This is a genomic window from Saccharopolyspora sp. NPDC045941 (genome assembly GCF_056431445.1).
The window spans coordinates 183,545-207,284 of sequence record NZ_JBWKKU010000004.1; the positions used below are offsets into that span (position 1 = coordinate 183,545).

22 protein-coding genes and 1 riboswitch are annotated in these 23,740 nt (G+C 71.2%); of the genes, 7 read left to right on the forward strand and 15 right to left on the reverse strand.

Going from position 1 to position 23,740, the window contains the following annotated elements; genetic code table 11:
• The first annotated feature begins 559 nt into the window (after positions 1 to 559).
• Together AC07FN_RS04945 and AC07FN_RS04950 are read left to right on the forward strand one after the other, a co-directional pair.
• Positions 560 to 1,096: a hypothetical protein gene (locus tag AC07FN_RS04945; RefSeq protein WP_478394427.1), complete on the forward strand. Its 537-nt coding sequence runs from the start codon at positions 560 to 562 to the stop codon at positions 1,094 to 1,096.
• Positions 1,093 to 2,202, forward strand: a complete 1,110-nt coding sequence (locus AC07FN_RS04950) for an NDMA-dependent alcohol dehydrogenase (protein WP_452615616.1) — start codon at positions 1,093 to 1,095, stop codon at positions 2,200 to 2,202. Before AC07FN_RS04945 ends, AC07FN_RS04950 begins: the two co-directional genes overlap by 4 nt.
• 47 nt (positions 2,203 to 2,249) lie before the next feature.
• On the opposite strand, the gene AC07FN_RS04955 is transcribed toward AC07FN_RS04950, so the two are convergent.
• The 3 genes from AC07FN_RS04955 to AC07FN_RS04965 form a co-directional block, all read right to left on the reverse strand.
• On the reverse strand, positions 2,250 to 2,795 hold the full coding sequence (locus AC07FN_RS04955) for a type 1 glutamine amidotransferase domain-containing protein (RefSeq protein ID WP_478394428.1): 546 nt from the start codon (positions 2,793 to 2,795) through the stop codon (positions 2,250 to 2,252).
• A gap of 116 nt (positions 2,796 to 2,911) precedes the next feature.
• Positions 2,912 to 4,573 (reverse strand): ABC-F family ATP-binding cassette domain-containing protein, encoded by a 1,662-nt coding sequence (locus AC07FN_RS04960; RefSeq protein ID WP_478394429.1) that lies wholly within the window; start codon positions 4,571 to 4,573, stop codon positions 2,912 to 2,914.
• Positions 4,574 to 4,635: 62 nt separating this feature from the next.
• Entirely contained in the window at positions 4,636 to 5,232 is a 597-nt protein-coding gene (locus AC07FN_RS04965; RefSeq protein WP_478394430.1) for a TetR/AcrR family transcriptional regulator, read from the reverse strand.
• Positions 5,233 to 5,401: 169 nt separating this feature from the next.
• Here AC07FN_RS04965 and AC07FN_RS04970 point away from each other — a divergent pair, with 169 nt between their 5' ends.
• Both AC07FN_RS04970 and AC07FN_RS04975 read left to right on the forward strand, forming a co-directional pair.
• Positions 5,402 to 6,385, forward strand: coding sequence for a threonine ammonia-lyase (locus tag AC07FN_RS04970; protein WP_478394431.1), 984 nt, complete (start codon positions 5,402 to 5,404; stop codon positions 6,383 to 6,385).
• Positions 6,386 to 6,501: 116 nt separating this feature from the next.
• Complete coding sequence (locus AC07FN_RS04975; protein WP_478394432.1) at positions 6,502 to 7,197, forward strand: hypothetical protein; 696 nt, start codon at positions 6,502 to 6,504, stop codon at positions 7,195 to 7,197.
• Positions 7,198 to 7,215: 18 nt separating this feature from the next.
• On the opposite strand, the gene AC07FN_RS04980 is transcribed toward AC07FN_RS04975, so the two are convergent.
• The 7 genes from AC07FN_RS04980 to AC07FN_RS05010 form a co-directional block, all read right to left on the reverse strand.
• Positions 7,216 to 8,094, reverse strand: a complete 879-nt coding sequence (locus AC07FN_RS04980; protein WP_478394433.1) for a sigma-70 family RNA polymerase sigma factor — start codon at positions 8,092 to 8,094, stop codon at positions 7,216 to 7,218.
• Positions 8,095 to 8,191: 97 nt separating this feature from the next.
• Positions 8,192 to 8,842, reverse strand: a complete 651-nt coding sequence (locus tag AC07FN_RS04985) for a DNA-3-methyladenine glycosylase I (RefSeq protein ID WP_478394434.1) — start codon at positions 8,840 to 8,842, stop codon at positions 8,192 to 8,194.
• A 28-nt stretch (positions 8,843 to 8,870) separates the two neighbouring features.
• Entirely contained in the window at positions 8,871 to 9,395 is a 525-nt protein-coding gene (locus AC07FN_RS04990) for a hypothetical protein (RefSeq protein WP_478394435.1), read from the reverse strand.
• A complete protein-coding gene (locus AC07FN_RS04995; protein WP_452615606.1) occupies positions 9,396 to 9,647 on the reverse strand; it encodes an Ada metal-binding domain-containing protein in 252 nt (83 codons plus the stop codon).
• Positions 9,644 to 10,372, reverse strand: a complete 729-nt coding sequence (locus AC07FN_RS05000; protein WP_478394436.1) for a 2OG-Fe(II) oxygenase — start codon at positions 10,370 to 10,372, stop codon at positions 9,644 to 9,646. Before AC07FN_RS05000 ends, AC07FN_RS04995 begins: the two co-directional genes overlap by 4 nt.
• A complete protein-coding gene (locus AC07FN_RS05005; RefSeq protein ID WP_478394487.1) occupies positions 10,369 to 10,986 on the reverse strand; it encodes a methylated-DNA--[protein]-cysteine S-methyltransferase in 618 nt (205 codons plus the stop codon). Before AC07FN_RS05005 ends, AC07FN_RS05000 begins: the two co-directional genes overlap by 4 nt.
• The gene (locus AC07FN_RS05010) at positions 10,986 to 11,480 is read right to left on the reverse strand and encodes an RNA polymerase sigma factor (RefSeq protein ID WP_478394437.1); all 495 of its coding nucleotides are present in this window, start codon (positions 11,478 to 11,480) and stop codon (positions 10,986 to 10,988) included. The genes AC07FN_RS05005 and AC07FN_RS05010 overlap by 1 nt, the downstream gene beginning before the upstream one ends.
• Before the next feature lie 249 nt (positions 11,481 to 11,729).
• Positions 11,730 to 11,968: riboswitch (cobalamin riboswitch) on the forward strand.
• Positions 11,969 to 12,100: 132 nt separating this feature from the next.
• Here AC07FN_RS05010 and metE point away from each other — a divergent pair.
• Together metE and AC07FN_RS05020 are read left to right on the forward strand one after the other, a co-directional pair.
• Positions 12,101 to 14,377, forward strand: coding sequence for a 5-methyltetrahydropteroyltriglutamate--homocysteine S-methyltransferase (metE, locus tag AC07FN_RS05015; protein ID WP_478394438.1), 2,277 nt, complete (start codon positions 12,101 to 12,103; stop codon positions 14,375 to 14,377).
• A gap of 125 nt (positions 14,378 to 14,502) precedes the next feature.
• A complete protein-coding gene (locus AC07FN_RS05020; protein ID WP_478394439.1) occupies positions 14,503 to 15,654 on the forward strand; it encodes a serine hydrolase domain-containing protein in 1,152 nt (383 codons plus the stop codon).
• 60 nt (positions 15,655 to 15,714) lie between these two features.
• Here AC07FN_RS05020 and AC07FN_RS05025 read toward each other — a convergent pair whose 3' ends face one another.
• The 5 genes from AC07FN_RS05025 to AC07FN_RS05045 are packed head-to-tail and all read right to left on the reverse strand — an operon-like array spanning position 15,715 to position 21,501.
• Positions 15,715 to 15,840: a hypothetical protein gene (locus tag AC07FN_RS05025; protein WP_478394440.1), complete on the reverse strand. Its 126-nt coding sequence runs from the start codon at positions 15,838 to 15,840 to the stop codon at positions 15,715 to 15,717.
• Between the two features lie 52 nt (positions 15,841 to 15,892).
• Entirely contained in the window at positions 15,893 to 16,909 is a 1,017-nt protein-coding gene (locus AC07FN_RS05030; protein ID WP_478394441.1) for an oligopeptide/dipeptide ABC transporter ATP-binding protein, read from the reverse strand.
• Positions 16,906 to 18,837 carry a dipeptide/oligopeptide/nickel ABC transporter permease/ATP-binding protein gene (locus tag AC07FN_RS05035; protein ID WP_478394488.1) on the reverse strand — a complete coding sequence of 644 codons (1,932 nt, stop codon included), beginning with the start codon at positions 18,835 to 18,837 and terminating at the stop codon, positions 16,906 to 16,908. Before AC07FN_RS05035 ends, AC07FN_RS05030 begins: the two co-directional genes overlap by 4 nt.
• A 38-nt stretch (positions 18,838 to 18,875) precedes the next feature.
• Entirely contained in the window at positions 18,876 to 19,835 is a 960-nt protein-coding gene (locus AC07FN_RS05040) for an ABC transporter permease (RefSeq protein WP_358565111.1), read from the reverse strand.
• 55 nt (positions 19,836 to 19,890) lie between these two features.
• Positions 19,891 to 21,501 carry an ABC transporter substrate-binding protein gene (locus AC07FN_RS05045; RefSeq protein ID WP_478394442.1) on the reverse strand — a complete coding sequence of 537 codons (1,611 nt, stop codon included), beginning with the start codon at positions 21,499 to 21,501 and terminating at the stop codon, positions 19,891 to 19,893.
• Positions 21,502 to 21,760: 259 nt separating this feature from the next.
• Between AC07FN_RS05045 and AC07FN_RS05050 the strand changes: the two genes are divergently transcribed.
• On the forward strand, positions 21,761 to 23,608 hold the full coding sequence (locus AC07FN_RS05050; protein WP_478394443.1) for an exo-alpha-sialidase: 1,848 nt from the start codon (positions 21,761 to 21,763) through the stop codon (positions 23,606 to 23,608).
• Positions 23,609 to 23,740: the final 132 nt, after the last annotated feature.

Here is a 23,740-nt window from a genome sequence, read left to right on the forward strand (position 1 = left end):
ACAACGACGTGAGGAGGCCGAGTGACTGCGGTGGATGAGTTCCCGGTGTGCTGACGACGATCCGGGTGTCCGGTCCCAAGCGGGAGCGTGATCTTGTGTGTGGATCTTCTTCGCTGCTGGCTATCGTTGGCCGTGATGTGCCGCATCGGTGGGTTCGCGCGGAAGGTGGGCTGTTCGGCAGGTGCTGCATGTTGCCGAGCCGCAAAAGGGCGATTTACCGCTTACTGCTGGGTAGATTTGTGAAGGTCACTAGGATCGCGTATTCCCAGGACCTCAACTCCGGCAAGTACGTGCAGTTGGTGGAGCAGGCCGGTCGGTTGGGGCGTGTCCGCAGTGAGGTATGGCTGCGCTATGGCTCGGTCAACGGTGCCGGGCTGTCCGATCGGGAGATTCGCGACCGGTGGATGGCCGATGGTACGGCCGAGTTGTTCGGTGTGAATGCGTGGAAGGAGACGGTTCGGGACGCGGTCGCCGACATCACCGCGAACCGGGCCGCCGCGAAAGCAGCCGTCCGCAAAGCGATCACCGGCGAACCTCGGACCAGGCAGAACAGAAGCGGATGTACACCGCGCTCAAACGCGACAAGTGGGCTGAAGACCCGTTCCTGTCGCGGCAGATGCGGAAACATTGGAAGCGTGGCCGCAACCGCACCCACAACCAGATCGTGGTTCGATCGGACCAGTACCGCACGTTCACCCTGACCGAAGACGGCGACGTCTGGCTTGCCGTGCCTGGATTGCAGCGTCGCCAGTTGGTGCGAATTCCACTGAACACGACGGTGGCACCGTCAGGGACGCTACGGCTGATCCTGCGTGGCGGCCAAGTGGAAGTGCACTACCAAATCGACGCTTCCGCGATGCCGTCCTCAGCAAATCCTGCCGGTGATCGTGAGATCGGCGTGGACAAGGGCTACACCGAGGTCCTCACTGATTCCGATGGGCAGCGCCACGGCACCGAGCTCGGTGTATTGCTGACTTCCGAATCGGACTACCGAAAGGTGAAGAACGTTCGGCGGGCGAAGATCCGGTCAGTAGCGGAGAAAGCCCGCGAAGCCGGTGATATTTCGATCGAGATGGAAGCAGGTAGTCGCACGTGAAGACCAAGGCAGCAGTTCTGCGCGAAGTGGGCAAGCCGTTCGAGATCGTCGAACTCGACCTGGACGGCCCGGGCCCGGGAGAAGTCCTCATCAAGTACACCGCGGCCGGGCTGTGCCACTCGGACCTGCACCTCACCGACGGCGACCTGCCGCCGCGCTTCCCGATCGTCGGCGGGCACGAGGGCGCCGGGATCATCGAGGAGGTCGGGCCCGGCGTCACCAAGGTCAAGCCCGGCGACCACGTGGTGTGCAGCTTCATCCCCAACTGCGGGACCTGCCGCTACTGCTCGACCGGCAGGCAGAACCTGTGCGACATGGGCGCCACCATCCTGGCCGGCTCCATGCCCGACGGGACGTTCCGGTTCCACGGCGAGGGCGAAGACATCGGCGCCATGTGCATGCTGGGCACCTTCTCCGAGCGGGCGACGATCTCGCAGCACTCGGTGGTCAAGGTCGACGACTGGCTGCCCCTGGAGACCGCGGTCGTCGTCGGCTGCGGGGTGCCCAGCGGGTGGGGCACGGCGGTCAACGCCGGTAACGTCCGGGCCGGTGACACCGTGATCATCTACGGCATCGGCGGCCTCGGCATCAACGCCGTGCAGGGCGCGCTGCAGGCGGGCGCCAAGTACGTGGTCGTCGTCGATCCGCTCGAGTTCAAGCGGGAAACGGCGCTGAAGTTCGGCGCCACGCACGCCTTCGCCGACGCCGACGAGGCCCAGGCGAAGGTCACCGAGCTGACCTGGGGCCAGGGCGCGGACGCCGCGCTGATCCTGGTCGGGACCGTCGACGAGACCGTGGTGTCCAAGGCGACCGCGGCGATCGGCAAGGGCGGCACCGTGGTGATCACCGGGCTGGCCGATCCGGCGAAGCTCACCGTGCACGTCTCCGGCGCGGACCTGACGCTCAACGAGAAGACCATCAAGGGCACGCTGTTCGGCTCGTCCAACCCGCAGTACGACATCGTGCGGCTGCTGCGCCTCTACGACGCGGGCAAGCTCAAGCTCGACGAGCTGGTGACGACGCGCTACAGCCTGGAGGAGGTCAACCAGGGCTACCAGGACCTGCGCGACGGCAAGAACATCCGCGGCGTGATCGTGTACGACTGATCCGCGGGCCGGAGCTCCGGGGCGCCACCGCACCCCGGAGCTCCCGGCTAGCCCGAGGCGAACATCTCGACGATCTTGGCGTTGAAAGCGGGCAGATCGCGGGGGCTGCGACTGGTGACGAGCCCGCGGTCGACCACCACTTCCTCGTCGACGACCTCGCCGCCGGCGTTGCGGATGTCGGTGCGGATGCTGTGGAACGAGGTCAGCTTGCGGTCCCGCACCACGTCGGCCTCCACGAGCGTCCAGGGCCCGTGGCAGATCGCCCCGACCGGCTTGCCCGAGTCCACGAAGCTCCGGACGAACTCCACCGCACGCGCGTCGCGACGGAGGTTGTCCGGGTTGATCGTGCCGCCGGGCAGGATCAACGCGTCGTAGTCGTCGGCCGACGCATCGGAGATCTCGCGGTCCACGGTGAACCGGTCGCCCGGGTTGATGTCGTGGTTCATCGCCTGGATCTGACCGGAGTGCACCGAGACCAGCTCAGCCTCGGCCCCGGCCTGTTCCACGGCCTGGCGCGGCTGTTCGAGCTCGACCTGCTCGACACCGTCCGCGACGAGGATCGCCACCCGGCGGCCGCGCAGTTCGTTCGCCATGTCCGATCACCTTCCCCGATCTGGTCTGCCGCGCTGCGTCCGGACAGTTCCAGGGTGCGCCGCCACGTTCGCGATGCAACTCGGCGGCACCCGGAACTCCCACCGGACGGCCGCCCCTAGCGGGACTCGTTCCAGACCGGGTGCGGTGACTCGCGGACCTGCCCGTCGGACCGGAACACCAGGAACCGGTCGAAGGACCTGGCGAACCAGCGGTCGTGGGTGACCGCGACGACGGTGCCCTCGAAGTCGCCCAAACCGGACTGCAGCGCGTCCGCCGAGACCAGGTCCAGGTTGTCCGTGGGCTCGTCGAGCAGCAGCAGGTTGGCGCCTTCCAGCTCCAGCAGCAGGATCTGGAACCTCGCCTGCTGCCCACCGGAGAGCGTGTCGAACGGCCGCTGCGCCGCCTGCACGATGTCGTAGCGCGCCAACGCGCGGCTGGCTTCCTCGCGCGTCATGCCCGACCGGCGCTTGCCGCCGCCCATGAGCAACTCCAGCAGCGTCCGCCCGGCGAACTCGGGATGCTCGTGCGTCTGCGCGAACATCCCGGGCACCACCCGCGCGCCCAGGCGCGCGAGGCCGGTGTGCCGGACCGGGGTCAGCGCCTCCTGGTCGAGGTCGGACACGTGGTCGTCGCTGCCGCCCCGGGCGAGCAGCCGCAGGAAGTGCGACTTGCCGCTCCCGTTGGCGCCCAGCACCGCGATCCGCTCGCCGTAGCGGAACTCCGCGTTGAACGGCTTGGTGAGCCCGTCCAAGGCGAGGTCCTCGCAGATGACCGCGCGTTTGCCGGTGCGCCCGCCGGGCAGGCGGACCTGCACCCGCTGCTCGCGCGGAACCGCCTCCGGCGGCCCGGCCTCCTCGAACTTGCGCAGCCGCGTCTGCGCCGCCTGGTAGCGCGTCGCCATGCCGTCGTTGTAGCTGGCCTTCTGCTTCAGGTCGTTCACCAGCCGCACGAGCTTGGCCCGGTCCTCGTCCCACCTGCGGCGGAGCTCGTCCAGCCGGGACATCCGCTCCTCACGGGCCTCGTCGTAGCCGGCGAACCCGCCGCCGTGCACCCAGATGCGGTTGCCCGCCGCGCCGAGCTCCACCGTCACGATGCGGTTGGCGGTGCGGTGCAGCAGCTCGCGGTCGTGCGTGACGAACAGGACGGACTTCGGCGTCTCCCGGATCTGCTCCTCCAGCCACTGCTTGCCGGGCACGTCGAGGTAGTTGTCCGGCTCGTCGAGCAGCAGCACCTCGTCCGGCCCGCGCAGCAGCGATTCGAGGGCGAGCCGCTTCTGCTGGCCGCCCGAGAGCTTGCGCAGCTCCCGGTACCGGATCCGGTCGAACGGCTGGCCGATCGCGGCCGTGCAGCACCGGTCCCAGTGCACCTCGGCGTCGTACCCGCCGGCATCGGTGTACTCGGAAATCGCCTCGGCGTAAGCGATCTGCGCGGCATCGTCGTCGTGCTCGATCAGCCGCTCCTCGGCCAGGTCGAGCGCTTTCGCCGCGGCGCGCAGCCGGGGCGGGGCCAGCGAGATCAGCAGGTCCCGCACCGTCGAGTCGTCGCGGGTGTGGCCGATGAACTGGCGCATCACCCCGAGCCCACCGGAACGGGTCACGCTGCCCTCGTGCGGCGCGAGATCGCCCGCGATCAACCGGAGCAACGTCGTCTTCCCGGCGCCGTTCGGGCCCACCAGCGCGGCCTTGACCCCGTCTCCCACCCGGAACGACACGTCATCGAGCAGCACCCGGCCGTCCGGCAGGACGTAGTGCGCTTTCTGCAACTCGACATGCCCCACGGTTGTTGGCTCCTCACAGTGCTCAGAAGTTTTCGTCGTCGCGCCACCGGATTCGGCGAGGGCTACGCCGGGATCAGGTCCGCGACGTGGCGGCGCAGCACCTCGGCGACGAGCGAGGCATCGGCCGACCCGTGCGGGTAGACCAGCTCGAAGGTCAAGCCCCCGACGACCGCGGTCAGGCGCTCCGCCTCCAGCTCGGCGTCGCGGACTTCCGCCCCCTGCAGCGCTTCCCGGAAGACGGCGCGAAGATCGGTGCCCATCCGGGTCGCCAGCGGCCGGAACTCCGGCCGCAGCCGCGCGGCGGTGATCAGCTCGGCCAGCACGATCAGCTCGGCCCGGTCGTCGTCCGCGACGGGCAGCACGGCGTGGCACACCGCCTCGACCAGCGCGCGGCGGCCCGGCACGTCGAGCGGGGAACCCGTCGTCGGCATCGCCTGTTCGAGCCTCCGCGCCATGCGGGCGCCCACCTCTTCGGCCGCGGCGACCATCAGCCCCTCGTGGCTGCCGAAGTGGTGCCGCACGGAGCCGATGTTGATGCCCGACTCGTCGGCGACCTTCCGCAGCGAGGCAGCGCCGACCCCGCCGCGCGCGACGAGCCGGAAGACGGCGTCGACGATGCGGTTCTTGGCGGCCGCCGTCGCGGCATCACGGGCTGTCACGAAGTAAAACTATCACACGTGTGATAGTTATTTTCGTGCTCCGGTTCCACCACGCGCCTGGGGTCGGATTCCATGCGCGCGACCGTAAATCACCAACGGGCCGGGGAACGAGCGATTTTCCCGCACCGGCCCGAGCCGGGGCCCGCGGGACGTCGGTTAACGTGCAGATGTGACTGCTACGGAGCCGAGCGGCTTGATCAGCATCGAAGACGTCGAGGCCGCGGCCGGCAGCATCGCCGGGCACGTCGTGCGAACGCCGACGGTGCCCAGCCCGGGGCTCACCGAGCTGCTCGGGGCCCCGGTCACCGCGAAGCTGGAGCTGTTGCAGCGCACCGGATCCTTCAAGGTGCGCGGGGCGACGGCGAAACTGCTGTCGCTGAGCGAGGCGGAGCGGGCCGCCGGTGTCGTCGCGGTGAGCGGCGGGAACCACGGGATCGCCCTCGCCGTCATGGCCGGCGCACTGGACGTCAAGGCGACCGTCGTCATGCCGAGCTCGGCGCCCGCTCGTGCCGTCGAGATCGCGGAGGCGGCCGGGGCCGTCGTCCGCGTCACCGACGACATGGCCGGCGCGTTCGCGCTGACCGCCGAGCTGCGGGCGAGCGGGCTCACCCTGGTCCACCCGTTCGACGACCCCGCCGTCATCGCAGGTCAGGGCACGGTCGGCCTGGAGTTCGCCGACGACGCCGACGAACTCACCGACGTGCTGGTCAGCATCGGTGGCGGCGGGCTGATCGCCGGCGTGGCCGCGGCGATGCGCGCGCGACGCCCCGATGTGCGGATCTGGGGAGTGGAGACCGGGGGAGCGCAGGCCATGTCCGAGGCGCTGGCGGCAGGCGGGCCGGTGCCCGTCGAGCTGTCTTCGATCGTGTCCACGCTCAGCGCCCCCGCGGTCTCCCAGCTGACCTACGATCACGTGTCCACATTGGTCACCGAAGTCCTCGTGGTGCCCGACGCCGAGGCGGTGCGGGGAGTCCTGGACCTGGCCGACCACGCGAAGGTCTGGGTCGAGCCCGCCGCGGGATGCCTCCTCCCGGCCGCGCGCCAGGTGCTCGACCGGGTCGGCCCCGGTGCCAGGCTCGGCCTGGTGCTGTGCGGCGGGAACGCCACGACCGCCGACGTCGCAGCCTGGGCGCGCCGTTTCGGCCTCGGCTGACCCCGGCGGCCACGTCCACAATGGAGCGGATCCCGGCTGCTCGATCCGGCCCGACTCTGGGTACCCGGTGCGTGTCGACCGGTGCTTCCGGTGCCGCTACTGCAGAGGGGGCTGTGATGAACGAGCGCTCATGGGAGCGGGCGGGCGCGGCCAGCGGCCTGGCCGCCGCCGTGTTGTTGCTGGTCAGCCTGCTGCTCAACCCCTTGTCGCCGCCCAGCGACGAGCCGGTGCGCACCTTCTTCTACGTGACCGAGAACCGCCCGACCGTGCTGCTGGCCGCCCTGCTGGCGACGGTGGCCGCGGTGGTCTTCCTGTGGTTCGTGGGACACCTGCGTCACCTGTTGCAGCGCGCCGAAGGTGGTGCGGAGGCGTTCTCGCCGGTGGTGTTCGGCGCCGGAGTCAGCCTCGCGACGATGGCGATGCTGAGCATGCTGCCGGTCACCGCGCTGGTTTCGCTGAGCCGCAACGTGGAGACCGCGAGCCAGGCGATGGTGTTCGTGCTCGCCGAACTGCACCGGCTGTCGCTCGGCGGGCTCGGCCTGCTGGTCGCCCTGTTCGCGGCCACCGCCGGGGCGGCCGTGGTGCGCGGCGAGCTGCTGGCGCCGTGGCTGGGCTGGTTCGGCTTCGGCGTGGGCCTGATCGGGCTGATCGCCGGCGTCACCTCCTTCTACATGCCCAGCGTTTTCGTCTCGGTCGCCGGGCTGGTGACCGGGATCGTGTTCGCGCTGTGGATCGGCGCGGCGTCGGTGCTGATGGTGTACCGGCCGGAGGTCGACCGGGCCCCGGCCGCCGGCACGGCGTTCGCGCACTGACCCCGGGGCCCGTTCCGGTCAGTCGTCGAGGAACGTGAGGTCGAGGCGGCGGAGGCGATCCGGGTCGGCGAGGATGTTGAGCTCCACGATCTTGCCGCGGCCGACCGTGAACGCCGCGAGCGAGATCGGCCGGCCGTCGGAGATCGCCACCGCTCCGGGTGCGCCGTTGACGAGCGCGGGCCGGGTCGCCTCGGCGAGTTGCGCGAAGACGACCGCGCCACCCGCCACCTCCTTCGCGCCGCGCCGCATGACGCTTGGGCGCAGCGAGCCCCCGTCGGTGCGCACCACGACATCCGGGTCGAGGACGGCGAGCAGCGCATCGAAGTCCCCGGCACGCGCGGCCGCGAGGAAGGCGTCGACGACCTCGCGTTGCTGGGCCAGGTCCGCGTCGGGCGCCGGGGCCGCGCCCTGCACCCGGCCGCGGGCCCGGCTGGCGAGCTTGCGGGTCGCCGTGGAGGTGCGCCCGACGATGGGCGCGATCTCGTCGAACGGCACCGCGAACAGGTCGTGCAGCACGAAGGCGAGCCGTTCGGCGGGCGTGAGCGTCTCGAGGACCACCAGCAGCGCGAGACCGACGGAGTCGGCCAGCAGCGCCTCGTGCTCCGGGGTGATGGCGTCCGGGCCGCTGATGATCGGATCGGGCACGTGCACGTCCAGCGGCTCCTCGCGGCGCGCCGTCCGCGCGCGGAGCATGTTCAGGCACACCCGGCCGACGACCGTCGTCAGCCAGCCGGCGAGGTTCTCGATCTCCGCGGAGTCGGAGCGGCTGAGCCGCAGCCAGGCCTCCTGGACCGCATCGTCGGCCTCGCTCAGCGAGCCCAGCATCCGGTAGGCCACCGCCCGCAGGTGCCCGCGGTGGGCCTCGAAGCGATCCGCCAGAAAGTCCTTCTCGTCCATCGGCCGCATTCCTCCGTCACGTCGTGTCGTAGGAGTGACCCGCCGGACGCGGCCGATGTGACACGCCGCGGCCGCCGGCGCACTCCCGGAGGATCTGTCAGCTCGCCGCGGCATCACCGTCCGGGTGCGGCCAGATGCCGGAGGTGCCGCGGCGATGGCTGTCGACGAGATGCGTGTCGACGATGCCGATCGCTTCCATCAGCGCGAACATCGTCGTCGGGCCGACGAACGCGAAACCCTTGCGGCGCAACGCCTTCGACAACGCAACGGATTCCGGTGACGTGGTGGGGATCTCGGCCATCGTCCGCGGGCGCGGCGTGGTCTCCGGCTTGAACGACCAGACGAATGCTTCCAGCCCTTCCTCGGCGCGGAGTTCGATGGTCGCGCGGGCGTTGGTGACGGCCGCGCGGATCTTGGCCTTGTTGCGCACGATCCCCGCGTTGCCGAGCAGCCGTGCCTCGTCCTCTTGGGTGTACGCCGCGACGGTGTCCGGGTCGAAGTCGTCGAACGCCTCGCGGAAGGCCGGGCGCTTGCGCAGGATCGTCGCCCAGGAGAGCCCCGCCTGGAAGCCCTCCAGGCTGATCCGCTCGAACAGGGCCTGCTCGCCGTGCACGGGCATGCCCCACTCGGTGTCGTAGTACTCGCGCAGCAGGGGATCGCGGGCAGCCCACGGCGGCCGCGCCAACCCGTCCTCGCCGATCACGACCCCGGTGTCGGTCGTCGTGGTGTCTGCCGCTGCGGGACTCACTGTCTCGTTCTCCTCGGTTTCTCGGTCGTCATGCGGGGCGGTGCACGAGGATCGTGCGGACCACTTCCCAGGTGCCGCCGTCGCGGGCCGCGCCGCGCAGCCCGTCGAAGGTTCCCACGCCGCCCGCGGCGATCATGTCGTCGCTGGCGAGTGCTGCGGTGCCGATCGTACGGGCCGGGTCCCAGCCGGTGGAGTGCAGAAGGCGACGGCCCATCTGCACCCAGCCGGTGAGCTGCCCGGTCACCACCCACGCGTCCGGACCCGGCTCGGTGAAGCGCCGCGCCTGCCGCAGCCACGACGCGGCGTGCTCCGGCCAGTCGACCACGTCGAGCACGTGCCCGCCCCGCTCGCTCCACGCCCGCTCGACGGCATCGGCGGTCGCCCGGGACGGGGCGTCCCGCGAGCAGCCGATGACGATCGAGGTCACCCGCGGCCGCAGTCCGGCGAGCAGGCCCACCACCGTCGCCAGCTCGATCTCGCTGTGCGGTGGTGGAAGCCCGGACTCCACTTTGGACTCGCCCGCCAGCGGCGAGCGGTTTCGCCCGATCGGCATCTAACCGTCCTTCCACTCCTGGTACCGCTTCGGCAGGCACACCGCGCAGGGCCGGTAGCCAGCCGCGCGTGCCGTGGCTTCGTCTGCGAAGAACACCCGGTGCGCCACGTATCCGCCGTCGGCGATGGCACGCGCGGCCGACGGGCAGTCCAGCCGCCCGTAGATCCGGCCGCGCCGGTAGCCGCCGAAGCGGCCCGGCACGACGCTTTCGTACGGGCGTCCGTCGGCTCCGACCAGCGTGTACGTCGTCATGCCGCGTCGTGGAAGACGAGCCCCAGCGTGTGGCGTCGCCCGGAACGCACCGGCGAAACCCCGTGCCGCACCGGGGAAGCGGACCAGCCGCGTGCCGAGCGGACCGGCCGGTCGCGCGTGGTGAACACCAGGCCGTGCCCCTGCGGGATCAGCGTCGCGGTGCCCCGGGATTGGGCGCGCGGGCGCTGCTCCACCAGCAGGAACTCGCCTCCGGTGTGATCGGTCCCCGGATCGTTGAGGTTGATCACCACCTGCAGCGGGAACACCTTGTCGCCGTACAGGTCCCGGTGCAGCGCGTTCCAGCCGCCCGGCTCGTAGCGCAGCAGGATCGGCGTGGGACGGGCCTGCCCGGCCTGGTGGCAGATGTCCAGCCACTCGTCGAGGGTGTCCGGCCATTCCGGTTCCCGGCCGAGTTTCTCGGCCCAGTCCCGGGCGATCGGCAGCAGCCGTGGGTAGAGGGCCTGCCGCAGCTTCTCCACCGGTTCCGGGAAAGGCGCGGCGAAGTAGTGGTAGTCGCCGTTGTCCCCGAAGCGGTGGCGGCGCAGGTTGATCGTGGCCCGGAAGTGCTCCGGCTCGTCCCACAGGGCCGCGATCCGCTCGCACTCGGCGACGGTCAGCAACTGCGGCAGCAGCGCGCAACCGTAGTCGTTGACCTCGGCGGCGACTCCCGCCCAGTCCGCCGCCGCGACCCGCTTCGCGTACCGGTCCGTCTTCGACGTGCTCATGCCGCCTCCAGGTTCAGCAGGGTTTCCTTGGCTTCCGCGCCGCCGACGTACCCGCCCGAGGTGCCGTCCGAGCGCACGACGCGGTGGCACGGCACCACCACCGGTAGCGGGTTGGTCGCGCACGCGGTGCCCACCGCGCGAACCGCCCGCGGGCTGCCCGCCGCGGCGGCGACCTCCGCGTAGCTGGCGGTGCGGCCGTAGCCGATGTCGGGCAGGTGTTCCAGCACGTTGAGCCGGAACCCGCGCGAGAGCCGCCAGTCCAGCGGCAGGTCGAAAGTCCGTCGCCGCCCGGCGAAGTACTCGTCGATCTGGCGGACCGCCTCGTCGAGCCGGGCCGGCGCCCGCAGGATGCGCGGGCTGATCAGCTCGGCCAGCGACTCCAGGACCGAGCTGTGCCCCTGTCGATCGAAAGCGACCCGCACCAGGCCGCGTTCGGTGGCCGCCAGCAGCAGCTCGCCGACCGGGGTGCCGACGGTGCGGTACGCGACGTCGAGCAGCCCTTCCCGCTGGGCCGCGCTCACCAGGTCGATGTGCAGCCGCTCGCTGGTGTTGAAGTCGATCGCCGGGAGCGCGTCGAACAGGTGTCTGTCGTCGGATTCGTGGATCGTCATCATCACGCTTCCCTCCCCACGCTCGTGGTGGGTCTGTAGGTCGTGCGCAGGGTCTTGATGCCGTCCGCGGCGGCCCGCCGGGCGGCATCGGTGCTGCCGCCGAGGATCGCGGCGATCTCGGCATAGGGCAGGCCGGCCAGGTAGTGGTAGGCCACCGCCATGCGCTGCTTGGCCGGCAGCGCGCTCAGCGCGGCCCACAGGTCGCCGTCCCAGTCCTCCGGGCGGCCGGTCGTGCTGGGCCGCTCGGGCAGGCGCTCGACCACCACCGGCCGGCGGGCCGTCGCCCTGGTGACGTCGACCGCCTTGCGGTGGGCGATCGTGACCAGCCACGCCTCCACGTTGGTGTCCTCGGCCAGCTCCGGGTAGGCGCGCAGTGCGGCCAGGAACGTCTCGGACCACGCGTCCTCGGCGTCGGCCGGTCCGAGCACGGCCCGGCACACTCGCAGCACCATCGGGCCGTACTCGTCAACGATCTGCTCGAACGGTCTCACTTTCACTCCCCGTAGACGCCCCGCGCCGCGGAAACGTGAGATGCGGATCGCCCCGTTTCCACGATCGTCACCCGGACGTGGCCATCCCGCGTTTCGGGAGCGGGCCGCCGGCGACGGTGCCGCGTGACGAGCGTCTCACCGGAGGTGCGGCGGCGGGCCGGAAGATCATGTTCAGCCCGGGGATCGCCGGTCGCGGGGGCCGCCTGGCGCGGGCCGGGCGCGTCACCGGCCCTTGTCAACGGCCCCCCGATCGGTAGCCTCCGTTGTGCTGGTGGTTCGTCCGCCTCCCTGGAGCGGGGTGGACGAGGCAAGAGGGAACCCGGTGCGAATCCGGGACTGCCCCGCAGCGGTGAGTGGGAACGAACGCCGTCCCCGGTCCCAGACCGGGCACAGCACTGGGCACGCGTGCCTGGGAAGCGACGGCCACTAGGAACCCCGGCTCCGGCCGGGACGCGCCCGCGAGTCCGAAGACCTGCCACCGGTGCGCGCACCGGACGGTGCGCGCGGTCCGGGGTCTCGCGGGAGGACCCGGCGGACGACCGGCTCGCGCCGCGCGGTGCGAGCCGGGCCGCCTGCGCCTTCCCGGACCTCGGGGCATCTGCCGTCGAGCTCGCGAGGAGAGGGCCTTGACCAGCAAGATCGGATCTACCGTACTCGGATACCCCCGGATCGGCCCCGACCGGGAACTCAAGCGCGCGCTGGAGCGCTACTGGTCGTCCAGCATCGGCGAGGCGGAGCTGCGCGCGGTGGCGCGCGAACTCCGCGTCCAGACCTGGCGGTCGCTGTGGGACGCGGGCCTGGATTCGGTGCCGGGCAACACGTCCTCGTACTACGACCAGGTGCTGGACACCGCCGTCACCTTCGGCGCGATCCCGCCGCGCTTCGCGAAGCTCGGGCTGGGCCCGCTGGACACCTACTTCGCGATGGCGCGCGGCGTGGCGTCCGAGCCGCCGCTGGAGATGACGAAGTGGTTCGACACGAACTACCACTACCTGGTGCCCGAGATCGGCCCGGACACGCAGTTCTCGCTGGCCGACCGGACTCCCGTGGAGCAGTACCGGGAGGCCGCGGAGCTGGGCGTGACCACCCGCCCGGTGCTGGTCGGCCCGCTCACGTTCCTGCTGCTGGCCAAGTCCGCGGACGGCGCGCCGGAGTCGTTCCGGCCGCTGGACCGGCTGGACGCGCTGCTGGACACCTACGCGGAGCTGCTCGGCGAGCTGCACCGCGCCGGCGTTGAGTGGGTGCAGCTGGACGAGCCCGCCTTCGCCGCCGACCGCTCGCCGGCCGAACTCGCCGCCCTGCGTGCCGCCTACCGGCGGCTCGGCGATCTGGCGGAGCGGCCGAAACTGCTGGTCGCGGGGTACTTCGGCGATCTCGGCGAGGCGCTGGAGGTGCTGGCGTCCAGCCCGGTCGAAGCGATCGGCGCCGACCTCGTCGCCGGTAAGTCCACAGTGGACGCTCTGTCGTCGGTTCGCGGGCTGAGCGGCAAGACCCTGGTGGCCGGGCTCGTCGACGGGCGAAACGTCTGGCGCACCGATCTCGACAAGGCGCTCGCGACCGCTGCCACGCTGCTCGGCTCGGCGAACGAGGTCGCGGTCAGCTCGTCGTGCTCCCTGCTGCACGTGCCCTACGACGTCGACGCGGAGACCGGCATCGACCCGCAGGTGAAGTCCTGGCTGGCCTTCGCCGCGCAGAAGGTCCGCGAGGTGGTCGTGCTGGGCCGCGCGTTGCGCGAGGGCCGCGACGCGGTGGCCGACGAGCTGGCCGAGGCGCGCACCGCGATCGCCGACCGCGCCGGCGCGGACCGGGTCCGGAACAATCGCGTGCGCGCTCGGTTGCAGGCGCTTCGGCCGGAGTACACGCAGCGCGGCGAGTACGACACGCGGCGCGCGGCTCAGCAGGAGGCGTTGAACCTGCCACCGTTGCCGACCACGACGATCGGATCGTTCCCGCAGACCACGGACGTCCGCAAGGCGCGCGCCGCGGTGCGCGCCGGCCGCATCGACCAGGCGACGTACCGGCGGCGGATGCAGGACGAGATCGAGCGCGTGATCCGCCTGCAGGAAGGGCTCGGGCTCGATGTCCTGGTGCACGGCGAGCCGGAGCGCAACGACATGGTGCAGTACTTCGCCGAGCACCTGGACGGCTTCGCCAGCACCGACAACGCATGGGTGCAGTCCTACGGTTCGCGGTGCGTGCGCCCGCCGATCCTCTACGGCGACGTCTCCCGCCCGGCACCGATCACCGTCGAGTGGGCGAGCTATGCGCAGCGGCTGACCGAGAAGCCGGTCAAGGGCATGCTCACCGGCCCGGTGACGATCCTGGCGTGGTCGTTCGTCCGCGACGACCAGCCGCCGGCCGACACCGCGAAGCAGGTCGCGCTGGCCATCCGGGACGAGGTCGCCGACCTGGAGGCGGCCGGCATCCGGGTCATCCAGGTCGACGAGCCCGCGCTGCGCGAACTGCTCCCGCTGCGCCGGGCAGCGCACGGGGAGTACCTGGACTGGGCGGTGACGTCCTTCCGGCTCGCCACCTGCGGCGTCGCCGATTCGACCCAGATCCACACCCACCTGTGCTATTCGGAGTTCGGCGACGTGATCAACGCGATCGTGGCGCTGGGCGCCGACGTCACCAGCATCGAGGCCGCCCGCTCGCGCATGGAGGTGCTCGACGATCTCAACGCGGTCGGCTTCGGCCACGGCGTCGGGCCCGGGGTGTACGACATCCACTCGCCGCGCGTGCCGGACACCGCCGAGGTCGTGGACCTGCTGCGGGCCGCGCTGGCGGCGGTGCCGGCGGAACGGTTGTGGGTCAACCCGGACTGCGGGCTGAAGACCCGCGGCTACGCCGAGGTCGAGGCGGCGTTGCAGAACCTCGTCGCGGCGGCGGCCGAACTGCGCTGACGCCGGGCCCGCGGGCGGCGCCGCACCGGTGGCGCCGCCCGCGAAACGGTCCGATCTGCCGGGAATTTTCGCCGCGATGCGGCAACTTGATCCGGTCAGGACCAGATCGAGCGAATGGAGTGCCGATGTCGCAGGAGAGCACGCCGCAGGGCACCGTTGCCGCCGGATTCGAATCCGTGCGGGAGGAGTTCGCCGCCGTGGCGACGGCCGAGGGTGGTGACTACGCGGCCCAGCTGGTGGCCCACCTCGCGGGTGAGCGGGTCGTCGACCTGTGGGTAGGCCCCGAGATCACCGGGGATTCGTTGACCGGCGTGTTCTCCTCCACGAAGGGCGCGGCGTACCTGGTCGCGGCGCTGCTGGTGCAGGACGGCGTGCTCGACCTGGACCAGCAGGTGAGCCACTACTGGCCGGAGTTCGGCGCCGAGGGCAAGAAGGACATCGTCCTGCGCGACCTGCTGTCGCATCGCGTAGGGCTCGTGGGCGCGGACGCGGGGCTGTCGCTGGAGGAGGTCGCCGACGACCGGGTCATCGCGGAGCGGCTCGCCGCCCAGCGGCCGTACTGGCGCCCGGGCACCGCGTTCGGGTACCACGCGCTGGTCATCGGGGCGCTCGTCGGCGAGGTGGTCCGCCGCGCCACCGGCGAAACGCTGCAGCAGCACTTCGAGACGCGCGTCCGCGCCCCGCACGACCTGGACTTCTACCTGGGGCTGCCGGAAGAGCAGGAGCCGCGCTTCCTGACCACCCTGCCGATGGAGCCCACCGCGGAGCAGCAGGCCGCGCTGACGGCGGGCGCGACCGGCCCGGAGAGCCTGAACGGCATCGCGATGAACCGGAACCACCCGGACGCGGTGGAATTGTGGGAGATGCCGAACCACCGGGTGGTGCGGGCCAAGGGCCAGGCGTCGGCCGGTGGCGTCGCTTCCGCGCGCGGGCTCGCCGGGATGTACGCGGCCGCGACCACCGGCATCGGCGGGAAGGCACCGCTGCTGAAGCCGGACACGGCCGCGGCCTTCGCGCAGATCCACTCGATCGGCTACGACCTCGTTTCCCGTCAGCACAAGGCTTTCGGGCTCGGCTTCTCCGCGTCGGTCGAGGTCTACCCGTTCCTCGGCCAAGGCGCGTTCGGGCACAGCGGAGCGGCGGGTTCGCAGGCCATCGCCGACCCGCGCAGCGGCCTCGCCTACGGCTACAACCGGCGCCGCTTCGCCTTCCCGGGCGGCGCGGCCCCGGAGAACGACCGCCTGCTCAAAGCCGTGCACGCGGCCGCGACGGCGTGAACCGGTAGCCCGGTGGGCCGTGCCAACCGCACGGCCCGCCGGAGCGGCAGATCCGCCGACTTATGCCGCCGCGTTGTCCGACCGGGTGAAGACGTAGGTGGCCAGCACGTATCCGGACACGTTCAACCCGGCGTTGATCGCCCCGTAGGGAGGCTGAGTGTACGTCGTGATGAACGCGGTCGACATGGTGTGCCGCGTCCAACCCGCCCGGGGCGGGATCCCGATCTTCCGTGCCGGATCAGGACAGGGCTTCAGCGGCGAGTTCGAGGTCGGTGGTGCCCGCCGGAGCGGGATGGTGGCAGCGGAACGCGTGGCCGGTCGCGTCGCGCTGCGGGTCCGGCATCTCCGCCGCGCAGGTCTCGTCGGCGCGCCAGCACCTGGTGCGGAACGGGCAGCCGCTCGGCGGCCTCGTCGCCGACGGCACCGGGCCGGTGAGCGGGATCGGCTCGATCGGCGACAGCAGGCCGGGCGTCGCCGAGAACAGCGCCCGGGTGTAGGGGTGGCGGGCGGCGGCGACCGCGCCGGCCGGGATCTGCTCGACGGTCCGCCCGAGGTACATCGTCACCACCCGGTCGCTCATCCGCCGCACGGTCTGGATGTCGTGCGAGACGAACACCAGCGCCAGGCCCAGCTGTTCCTTCAGTTCGAGCAGCAGGTTGAGGATCTGCGAGCGCACCGAGACGTCGAGAGCGCTGGTGGGTTCGTCGGCGACGAGCAGCCGGGGGCGCAGCGCGAGGGCCCGGGCGATGGCGACGCGCTGCCGCTGGCCGCCGGAGATCTGGCCCGGCAGCAGGTTCGCCACGCTCGCCGGCAGGCCGACGAGGTCCAGCAGTTCGCGCACCCGCGCCTCGCGCTCTTGGCGGCTGCCGTGCCCGTGCACGTCCAGCGGGTCGCGCAGGGCCTGGCGGATCGGCAGGCGCCGGTTGAGCGCCGTGGCCGGGTCCTGGAAGACCATGCCGACCTCGGCGCCGATCGCGGCCCGGCGCCCGGCGGCGGGCAGCGACCAGATGTCCTTGCCGCGGAAGGAGATCGTGCCGCTGGTCGGCTGCTGCAGACCCACCACGACCTTGGCCAGGGTGGACTTGCCGCAGCCGGATTCGCCGACGATGCCGACGGTTTCGCCGGCCGCCACCACCAGGTCGACGCCGGTGACGGCGTGCACCCGGTCGCGGCGGAACAGCCCGCCGGAGCGCGCCTTGTGGACGACGTGGACGTCGGCGAGCTCGACGAGGTTTTCGGGTTCTGGGGAAGTCATGACCGCTCCTGTGCTGCCGCCGAGGCGTGGTCCCGGTCGGCGGTGAGGTCGATCGCCGGGTGGTGGCAGGCCACCGCGTGGAACCTGCCCTGCCCGCCGAGCACCGGCGCCCGCTCCTCGCACACCGCGGTGGCCATCGGGCAGCGGTCGGCGAACCGGCAGCCGGCCGCGAATTCGGATGGGGACGGCACCACGCCGGGGATCTGGGTCAGCTGCTCAGCACCGGACTCCAGCGACAGCACCGCGCCGAACAGCCCGCGGGCGTAGTGGTGCGCGGGCGCCTCGACCAGCGCCGAGGTCACCCCGGATTCCACGATCTGCCCGCCGTACATCACCACGATGCGGTCGGTGACGTCGGAGACCAGGGCCAGGTCGTGGGAGACCAGGATCAGGGCGAAGCCGAGTTCCGCGCGCAGCCGCAGCAACAGCTGGATCACCTGCGCCTGCACGGTGACGTCCAACGCGGTGGTCGGCTCGTCGGCCACAATCAGCTTCGGGTCGCGGGAGAGCGCCATCGCGATAAGCACGCGCTGCCGCTGGCCGCCGGAGAGCTCGTGCGGGTAGGCGGTGAGGGTGCGCGCGGGATCGAGCCCGACCATCTCCAGCAGCTCCGCGGGCGTGTGCCGGCCGCCGCGCCGGACCAGCTGCTTGAGCTGTGCCCGGATGGTCATGGCGGGGTTCAGCGACGACAGCGCGTCCTGGTAGACCATCGCCATCTCGTGGCCGAGCAGGCGGCGCCGGGACTGGCGGGGGAGGGTGAGCAGGTCGGTGACGCCGCCCTCGCGGCGGAAGAGGATTTCGCCGCCGATGCGGGCTTCCTTCGGTTGCAGGCCCATCACCGTCAGCGCGGTGATCGTCTTGCCGCAGCCGGATTCCCCGACCAGGCCCAGGACTTCGCCGGGGCGGACGTCGAAGGAGATGCCGTCGACGATGTCCACGCCGTCGTGGCGGCCGTCGAAGCCGATGGCGAGGTCGCGGACCTGCAGGATCGGTTCGCCGTCGGGCAGCGGGCGCGCCCGCTCCGCGAGCCGCTGCGCCGCCTCGGCGAGGCCGGGCAGCTCGGTGCGCTCGCCGGTGGCCGCCCGCGTGCGCTGCCTGGGTTCCGAGGTGGCCTGCCGGGTGGCCGGCGCCGCCCAGGCGTCCGAAACCCCTTCGGCGAGCACGTTGAGCGCGAGCACCGTCAGCAGGATCACCAGGCCGGGGAAGACCGTCGCCCACCAGCCGCCGGTCAGGACCATGTTGCGGCCGTCGGCGATGACGCTGCCCCACGACGGGTCGGGCGGGCGCACGCCCGCGCCGATGAACGACAGCGACGCCTCGAAGACGATCGCATCGGCGACCATCACCGTGCAGAAGACCAGGACGGGCGCCGCGCAGTTGATCGCGACGTGCCGGACGAGGATGTGCGGGGTGCGGGCGCCGATGACGCGTTCCGCCGCCACGTAGTCCTCGCCGTACTGGGCGAGGACGTTGGCGCGCACCACGCGGGCGATCGGCGGGACGTTGACGAAGGCGATCGCCAGCACCAGCACCGGGATGCTGCCGCCGAAGACCGCCACGAGCACGGCGGCCAGCGCGATGCCCGGGAACGCCATGATCACGTCGAGCACCCGCATGATCGTTTCGCCGATCGCGGAGCGGGAGGTGGCGGCGACCGCGCCGACCACCGCGCCAGCGAGCAGCGCGCAACCGGTGGCGCCCAGCCCGATCAGCAGCGACCAGCGCGCCCCGTAGAGCACCCGCGTGAAGATGTCGCGGTTCGCGCTGTCCAGGCCCATCCAGTGCGTTGCGCTGGGGCCGCCCGCGGCGGCTTCCTGCGCGTACGGCGAATGCGGGGCCAGCACCGGCGCGAGGATCGCGGCCAGGCAGATGACGACGAGCAGGCCGATGGCGATCCAGGAGATCGCGTTGAGCCGCCGGAACCGGATACCCGGCCGGGCGAGTCGGTTGGCAAGTCCGGTGCGCATCACGCGGCGCTCCTGAGTCGGGGGTTGACCAGCAGGTACAGCACGTCCACGACGAGGTTCACCACGACGAAGCCGACCGCGATGGTGAGCACCGCGCCTTGCACGACGGCGGGATCGCCGTTGAGCACCGCGTTGATCATCAGCTGGCCCATGCCGGGCAGCGAGTAGATGGTCTCGATGACCACCGCGCCACCGAGCAGGTAGCCGACCCGCAGGCCGAGCACGGTCAGCGGGTTGATCAGCGCGTTGCGCAGGACGTTGCGGCCGACCACGACGATCGGCGGCAGGCCGTTGCCGATCGCGGTGCGGACGTAGTCCTTGTCCAGCTCCTCCACCACGGCCGTACGGATGATCCGGGTCAGCTGCGCGGCCACCGGCAGCGACAGCGAGATCGCCGGCAGCGTCATGGACACCAGCCAGCCGGTGAACGAGTCGCCCGGGTTGACGTAGCCGCCGGTCGGGAACCAGCCGCGGTCGACGGCGAGCCACTGGATGGACAGCAGCGCGATCCAGAACGCCGGGGCCGCGACGCCGACCAGCGAGACGATCCGGATCAGCTGGTCGGGCCAGCGGTCCCGGAACAGCGCGGCGACGACGCCGAACACCAGCGCCAGCACGACCGCGATGAACAGTCCCAGGAAGGTCAGCTGCATCGTCAGCGGCAGCGCGGTGGCCACCTGCTCCAGCACCGGCGCCTTGGTCAGCACGCTGGTGCCCATGTCGCCCTGCGCCAGGTCGGCGACGAACCGCAGGTAGCGCACGGGCAGCGGGTCGAGCAGGCCGTTCTCCAGCTGAAACCGGTGGATCTGCTCGGGCGTCGGGTTGGCGCCCTGGAAGTACGCGTACTCCGGCTTGTTGTTGGAGAAGCGCATGATGATGAAGACGAACAGGATCACGCCCAGCAGCAGCGGGATCAGGATGAGGATGCGCCGCAGCAGCATCCTCGCGATCACGACCACGTGGAACTCCGCTCAGTTCTCACCCGCACCGCCGTGCAAGGTGCGTCGGACTGTTTCAGATTCGCTTGGCTTGCAACAGGTTCATGCCGGGGTAGGGCTGCGGCTCGACGCCGTCGAGCTTCGCCGGGTTCCAGGCCGTCACGAGCTCGTTGTGCAGCACCGGGTAGAGGACCGCCTGGTCGGCCACCACGTCGAGGTAGTCGTGGACGAGTTGCCGCCGCCGGGCCGGGTCGGGTTCCCGGATCGCCTGGTCCATCGCCGCGAACAGGGCCTTGGCCTCGGGGCTGGAGTCCCACTTGGTGTACTTCATCCAGGTGCCGCCGGCGGTGTAGTTGTAGCGCAGGATCAGGTCCGGGTCGAGGCCGAACTGGTTCGGGTTCGACGCCGCCGCGACGACCTGGTAGGACTGCGACTGGTCCATCTTGGTGAACAGCGCGCTGGTGTCCTGCGGCTGCAGCTCGGTCTTGACGCCGATCGCCTCCCACGAGTTGGCGATGGTGGGCAGGCAGTCGGCGAGCCAGCTGACGTTCACCGCCATCAGCGTGATGGTCAGCCCGCTGACCCCGGCCTCGGCGAGTAGCGCCCGCGCCCGGTCGGGGTCGTAGTCGTAGACGGTCTTCGCCCTGGCGTAGGCCGGGTTCTGCTCGTTGAGGAAGCTGGTGGCCGGGGTGCCGTGGCCCTTGAGCGCGACGTCGATCATCTTGCGGGTGTCGATGGCGTGGAACAGGGCCTGCCGGACCCGCTTGTCGTCGAACGGCTTCTGGCCGGTGTTGAACATCAGGAACAGGTGGTTCATGCCCTTGCCGCCGTCGACCCGCAGCCCGCTCTGGCGCAGCTGGTCGATGTTGGCGTAGGGGATGTTCTCGGCGACCTGCGCCTCGGCGCTGCCGCCGGAGATCTTCGCGACCCGGGCGGAGGCGTCCACGATGGACAGCCAGTTCATCTTCTGCACCGCGGGCTTGCGCGGACCGTTGTAGTCCGCGAACGCCTCGAACCTGGTGTTGGCCTTCGGGTTGTGCTCGACCAGCTTGTACGGGCCGGAGCCGATGGCCTTGCCGCTCTTGGCCGCGTCCCAGCCGCCCGGGGCGCCGTAGACGTGCTTCGGCATGATCTTCGCGATCGTGAGGCGCTGGATCCCGTCCGGGAACGGGAACTTCAGCACCAGTTCCACCGTGGCGTCGTCGACCTTGCGGACCTCCTGGAGCCACGCGGCGAAGAACGAGTACGCCAGGGTGCTCGGGTCGAGGACGCGCTGGAAGGTGAACACCACGTCGTCCGCGGTGACCGGCTGCCCGTCGTGCCACTTCGCACCCGGGCGCAGTGCGAAGCGCCAGGTGGTGGCGTTGGGGTCGGCGGGCGCGGCCACCGCCAGCGCGGGGTAGGGGTCGCGGGTGACCGGATCGGTGTCGATCAGTCCTTCGTAGACGTGGTTGTTGCCGGCCATCGCGAACGCCGACGCGGTCATGGTCGGGTCCCAGGTCTGGTCGTTGCCGTAGCCGATCACGGCGGTGATCAGGCCCTTGTCGTCGCCGCCGGTCGAGGTCGTCGACGCGGGGCCGCCGCAGGCGCCGACGGTGGCGGAGACGGCCGCCGCCGCGCTCAGGATCCCGCTGTAGCGCAGAAAGTCGCGGCGACTGACGAAGGTGCGGGAAACGTGGGGGCTCACGTTGCCTCCTGGCGGGTTGAGCGACGGGACATGGGACGTCCTACGTCAAGTCTGGGAGTGCAGGCTACGGTCGCCTGCGTTCGGCGGTCAAGAACAGTTGATCGAGAGGTTTCCGGCCGGTTTCGCGGAGCCGTCCGCCGAGCCTTCCGGAGGTTCCACGTAGGACGTAGTATGTCCTCCCTCGTTCGCTCTGCTGAAAGGGCATGACATGCGCATAGCACCTGGAGGGCCGCCGCGGCGGCGGTGGAGGGCCGCGGCGTTGAGCGTCCTGCTGTCGGCCGCGATGCTGTCGGGATCGCCGGCCGGCGCGGCCGCCGAACCGGACCCGGCAGCACCGTTCGTCGACGAGCAGGTCCTGTTCGCGAAGCAGGACTTCGGCTACGCGTGCTTCCGCATCCCGGCCGTCGTCCGGGCCGGGAACGGCGACGTCCTCGCCTTCGCCGAGGGCCGGGTCGCGGACTGCGGCGACGACGGTGACATCGACATCGTGCTGCGGCGCTCCACCGACGGCGGCCGCACCTGGGGCCCGCTGCAGGTGGTCTCCGACGGCAACGGGTCGACGCACGGCAACCCGGTGCCGATCGTCGACCAGCGCACCGGCCGCATCGTGCTGGTCAGCAACCACAACGGGCCCGAGCCCTGCCCGAACGGCTGCGATCGCGATCCGTTCGTCCAGGTCAGCGACGACGACGGGGCCACGTGGTCGGCGCCGCGCGAGATGATCGAGGGCAAGCGGCCGGAGTGGAACTTCTGGTACGCCACCGGCCCGATGCACGGCATCCAGCTCACCCGCGGCCCGCACGCTGGGCGGCTGGTGGTCGGCGCCAGCCACGAGATCAACGACGGCGTGCGCCCGCACGTCTACGGCACGCACCTGCTCTACAGCGACGACAGCGGCCAGACCTGGCACATCGGCGCGTCCGCGGCCGTCGACGACGGGACGGTGATCGCGCAGGAGGTGACCGTCGTCGAGCTCACCGACGGGCGGGTCTACGCGCTGGCCAGGGATCGCGGCACCGATCCGGGCCACCGGTCGGTCGCGATCAGCAGCGACGGGGCAGCGACGTTCGACGAGCCGTTCCGGCCCATCGACCTGGCCATGCCCGACGTGCAGGCGTCGACGCTGCGACTGCACGCGCGGGACCAGGGCGACGCCGAGGACCGGATCCTGCTGTCCGCGCCGGCGCATCCGGTGGCGCGCGAGGCGATGTCGGTGCGTTCCTCCTACGACGAGGGGCGGAGCTGGCAGCCGTGGGAGCAGGGCAAGGTCTTCTGGTGGGGGCCGTCGGCGTACTCGGACATGGTGAAGCTCGACGGCGACGAGATCGGGCTGTACTACGAGGCCGGCTCCGCCACGCCGTACGAGTCGATCCGGTGGGCGCGCTTCAACGAGGCGTACCTGGCGACGCCGAACGGCACGCCCCCGGGCATTCCGGGACCGCCCGAACCCGGTCCGACGACCCCCGATGACTCCGGCCGCGGCAATCCCGCCTTCGTCCGCGGCGACGCGGCGCTGGTGCCCGGGCGGTTCGGGAACGCGTTGGCGCTGGACGGCGTGGACGACCGCGTCGAGGTGCCGTTCGACGAGTCGATCGACCTCGGCGGCGGCGACTTCACCCTGACGACGTGGTTCCGCTACGCGGACACCAGCGGCTCGCACGCCCTGCTGTGGGCGTACCGGACCGGCAGCGGCACCACGCCGCAGCTGTGGCTGCGCGCGGAACCCGCCTCGAACCGGATCCAGGCGCTCATCATGGTGGACCGCTTCAACATCACCGTGCAGTCCGCCGGTGCGTACAACGACGACCAGTGGCACCACGCGGCGCTCCAGCGGGTGGACGGCCGGTTCGTGCTGCGCATCGACGGCCGGGAAGCCGGATCGGCCGAGGTGCCGCCGGGTTCTGTCACCGAGGGCAAGGAGTTCGGGGTCCACGGAATCCACATCGGACAGCGCGTGGACGGCGCCAACCGCTTCCACGGCGCCGTCGACGAGGTGCGCGTCTACCGGCGCGCGCTGACGCAGGCGGAGCTGGAGGACGTCCGGACGCGGAACGCGCAGATCGGCGGCCGCCTCGGGCTCCGGCTCCCGATGGAGGCCATCTCCTGATGGTCCGGGTAGGTGTCGTGGGGGGGAAAAACAGGAAAAAAAAGAACTCGCGCTCCCGACCCCCCGAGCAGGGACGATCGGACCCCGCGCAACCTCTCCCCCGAGCTTGGAACACACAACACAGGGAAACCT

What these genes read in the sequence shown, in the direction of transcription:
- AC07FN_RS04990 (WP_478394435.1), bottom strand. Translation starts at nt 9,395, where the DNA reads ATGCCGATCGGGCGAAACCGCTCGCCGCTGGCGGGCGAGTCCAAAGTG.
- AC07FN_RS05020 (WP_478394439.1), top strand. Translation starts at nt 14,503, where the DNA reads ATGTCGCAGGAGAGCACGCCGCAGGGCACCGTTGCCGCCGGATTCGAA.
- AC07FN_RS04955 (WP_478394428.1), bottom strand. Translation starts at nt 2,795, where the DNA reads ATGGCGAACGAACTGCGCGGCCGCCGGGTGGCGATCCTCGTCGCGGAC.
- AC07FN_RS05030 (WP_478394441.1), bottom strand. Translation starts at nt 16,909, where the DNA reads ATGACTTCCCCAGAACCCGAAAACCTCGTCGAGCTCGCCGACGTCCAC.
- AC07FN_RS05005 (WP_478394487.1), bottom strand. Translation starts at nt 10,986, where the DNA reads ATGATGACGATCCACGAATCCGACGACAGACACCTGTTCGACGCGCTC.
- AC07FN_RS04945 (WP_478394427.1), top strand. Translation starts at nt 560, where the DNA reads ATGTACACCGCGCTCAAACGCGACAAGTGGGCTGAAGACCCGTTCCTG.
- AC07FN_RS04980 (WP_478394433.1), bottom strand. Translation starts at nt 8,094, where the DNA reads ATGGACGAGAAGGACTTTCTGGCGGATCGCTTCGAGGCCCACCGCGGG.
- AC07FN_RS05000 (WP_478394436.1), bottom strand. Translation starts at nt 10,372, where the DNA reads ATGAGCACGTCGAAGACGGACCGGTACGCGAAGCGGGTCGCGGCGGCG.
- AC07FN_RS04995 (WP_452615606.1), bottom strand. Translation starts at nt 9,647, where the DNA reads ATGACGACGTACACGCTGGTCGGAGCCGACGGACGCCCGTACGAAAGC.
- AC07FN_RS04975 (WP_478394432.1), top strand. Translation starts at nt 6,502, where the DNA reads ATGAACGAGCGCTCATGGGAGCGGGCGGGCGCGGCCAGCGGCCTGGCC.
- AC07FN_RS05025 (WP_478394440.1), bottom strand. Translation starts at nt 15,840, where the DNA reads ATGTCGACCGCGTTCATCACGACGTACACTCAGCCTCCCTACGGGGCG.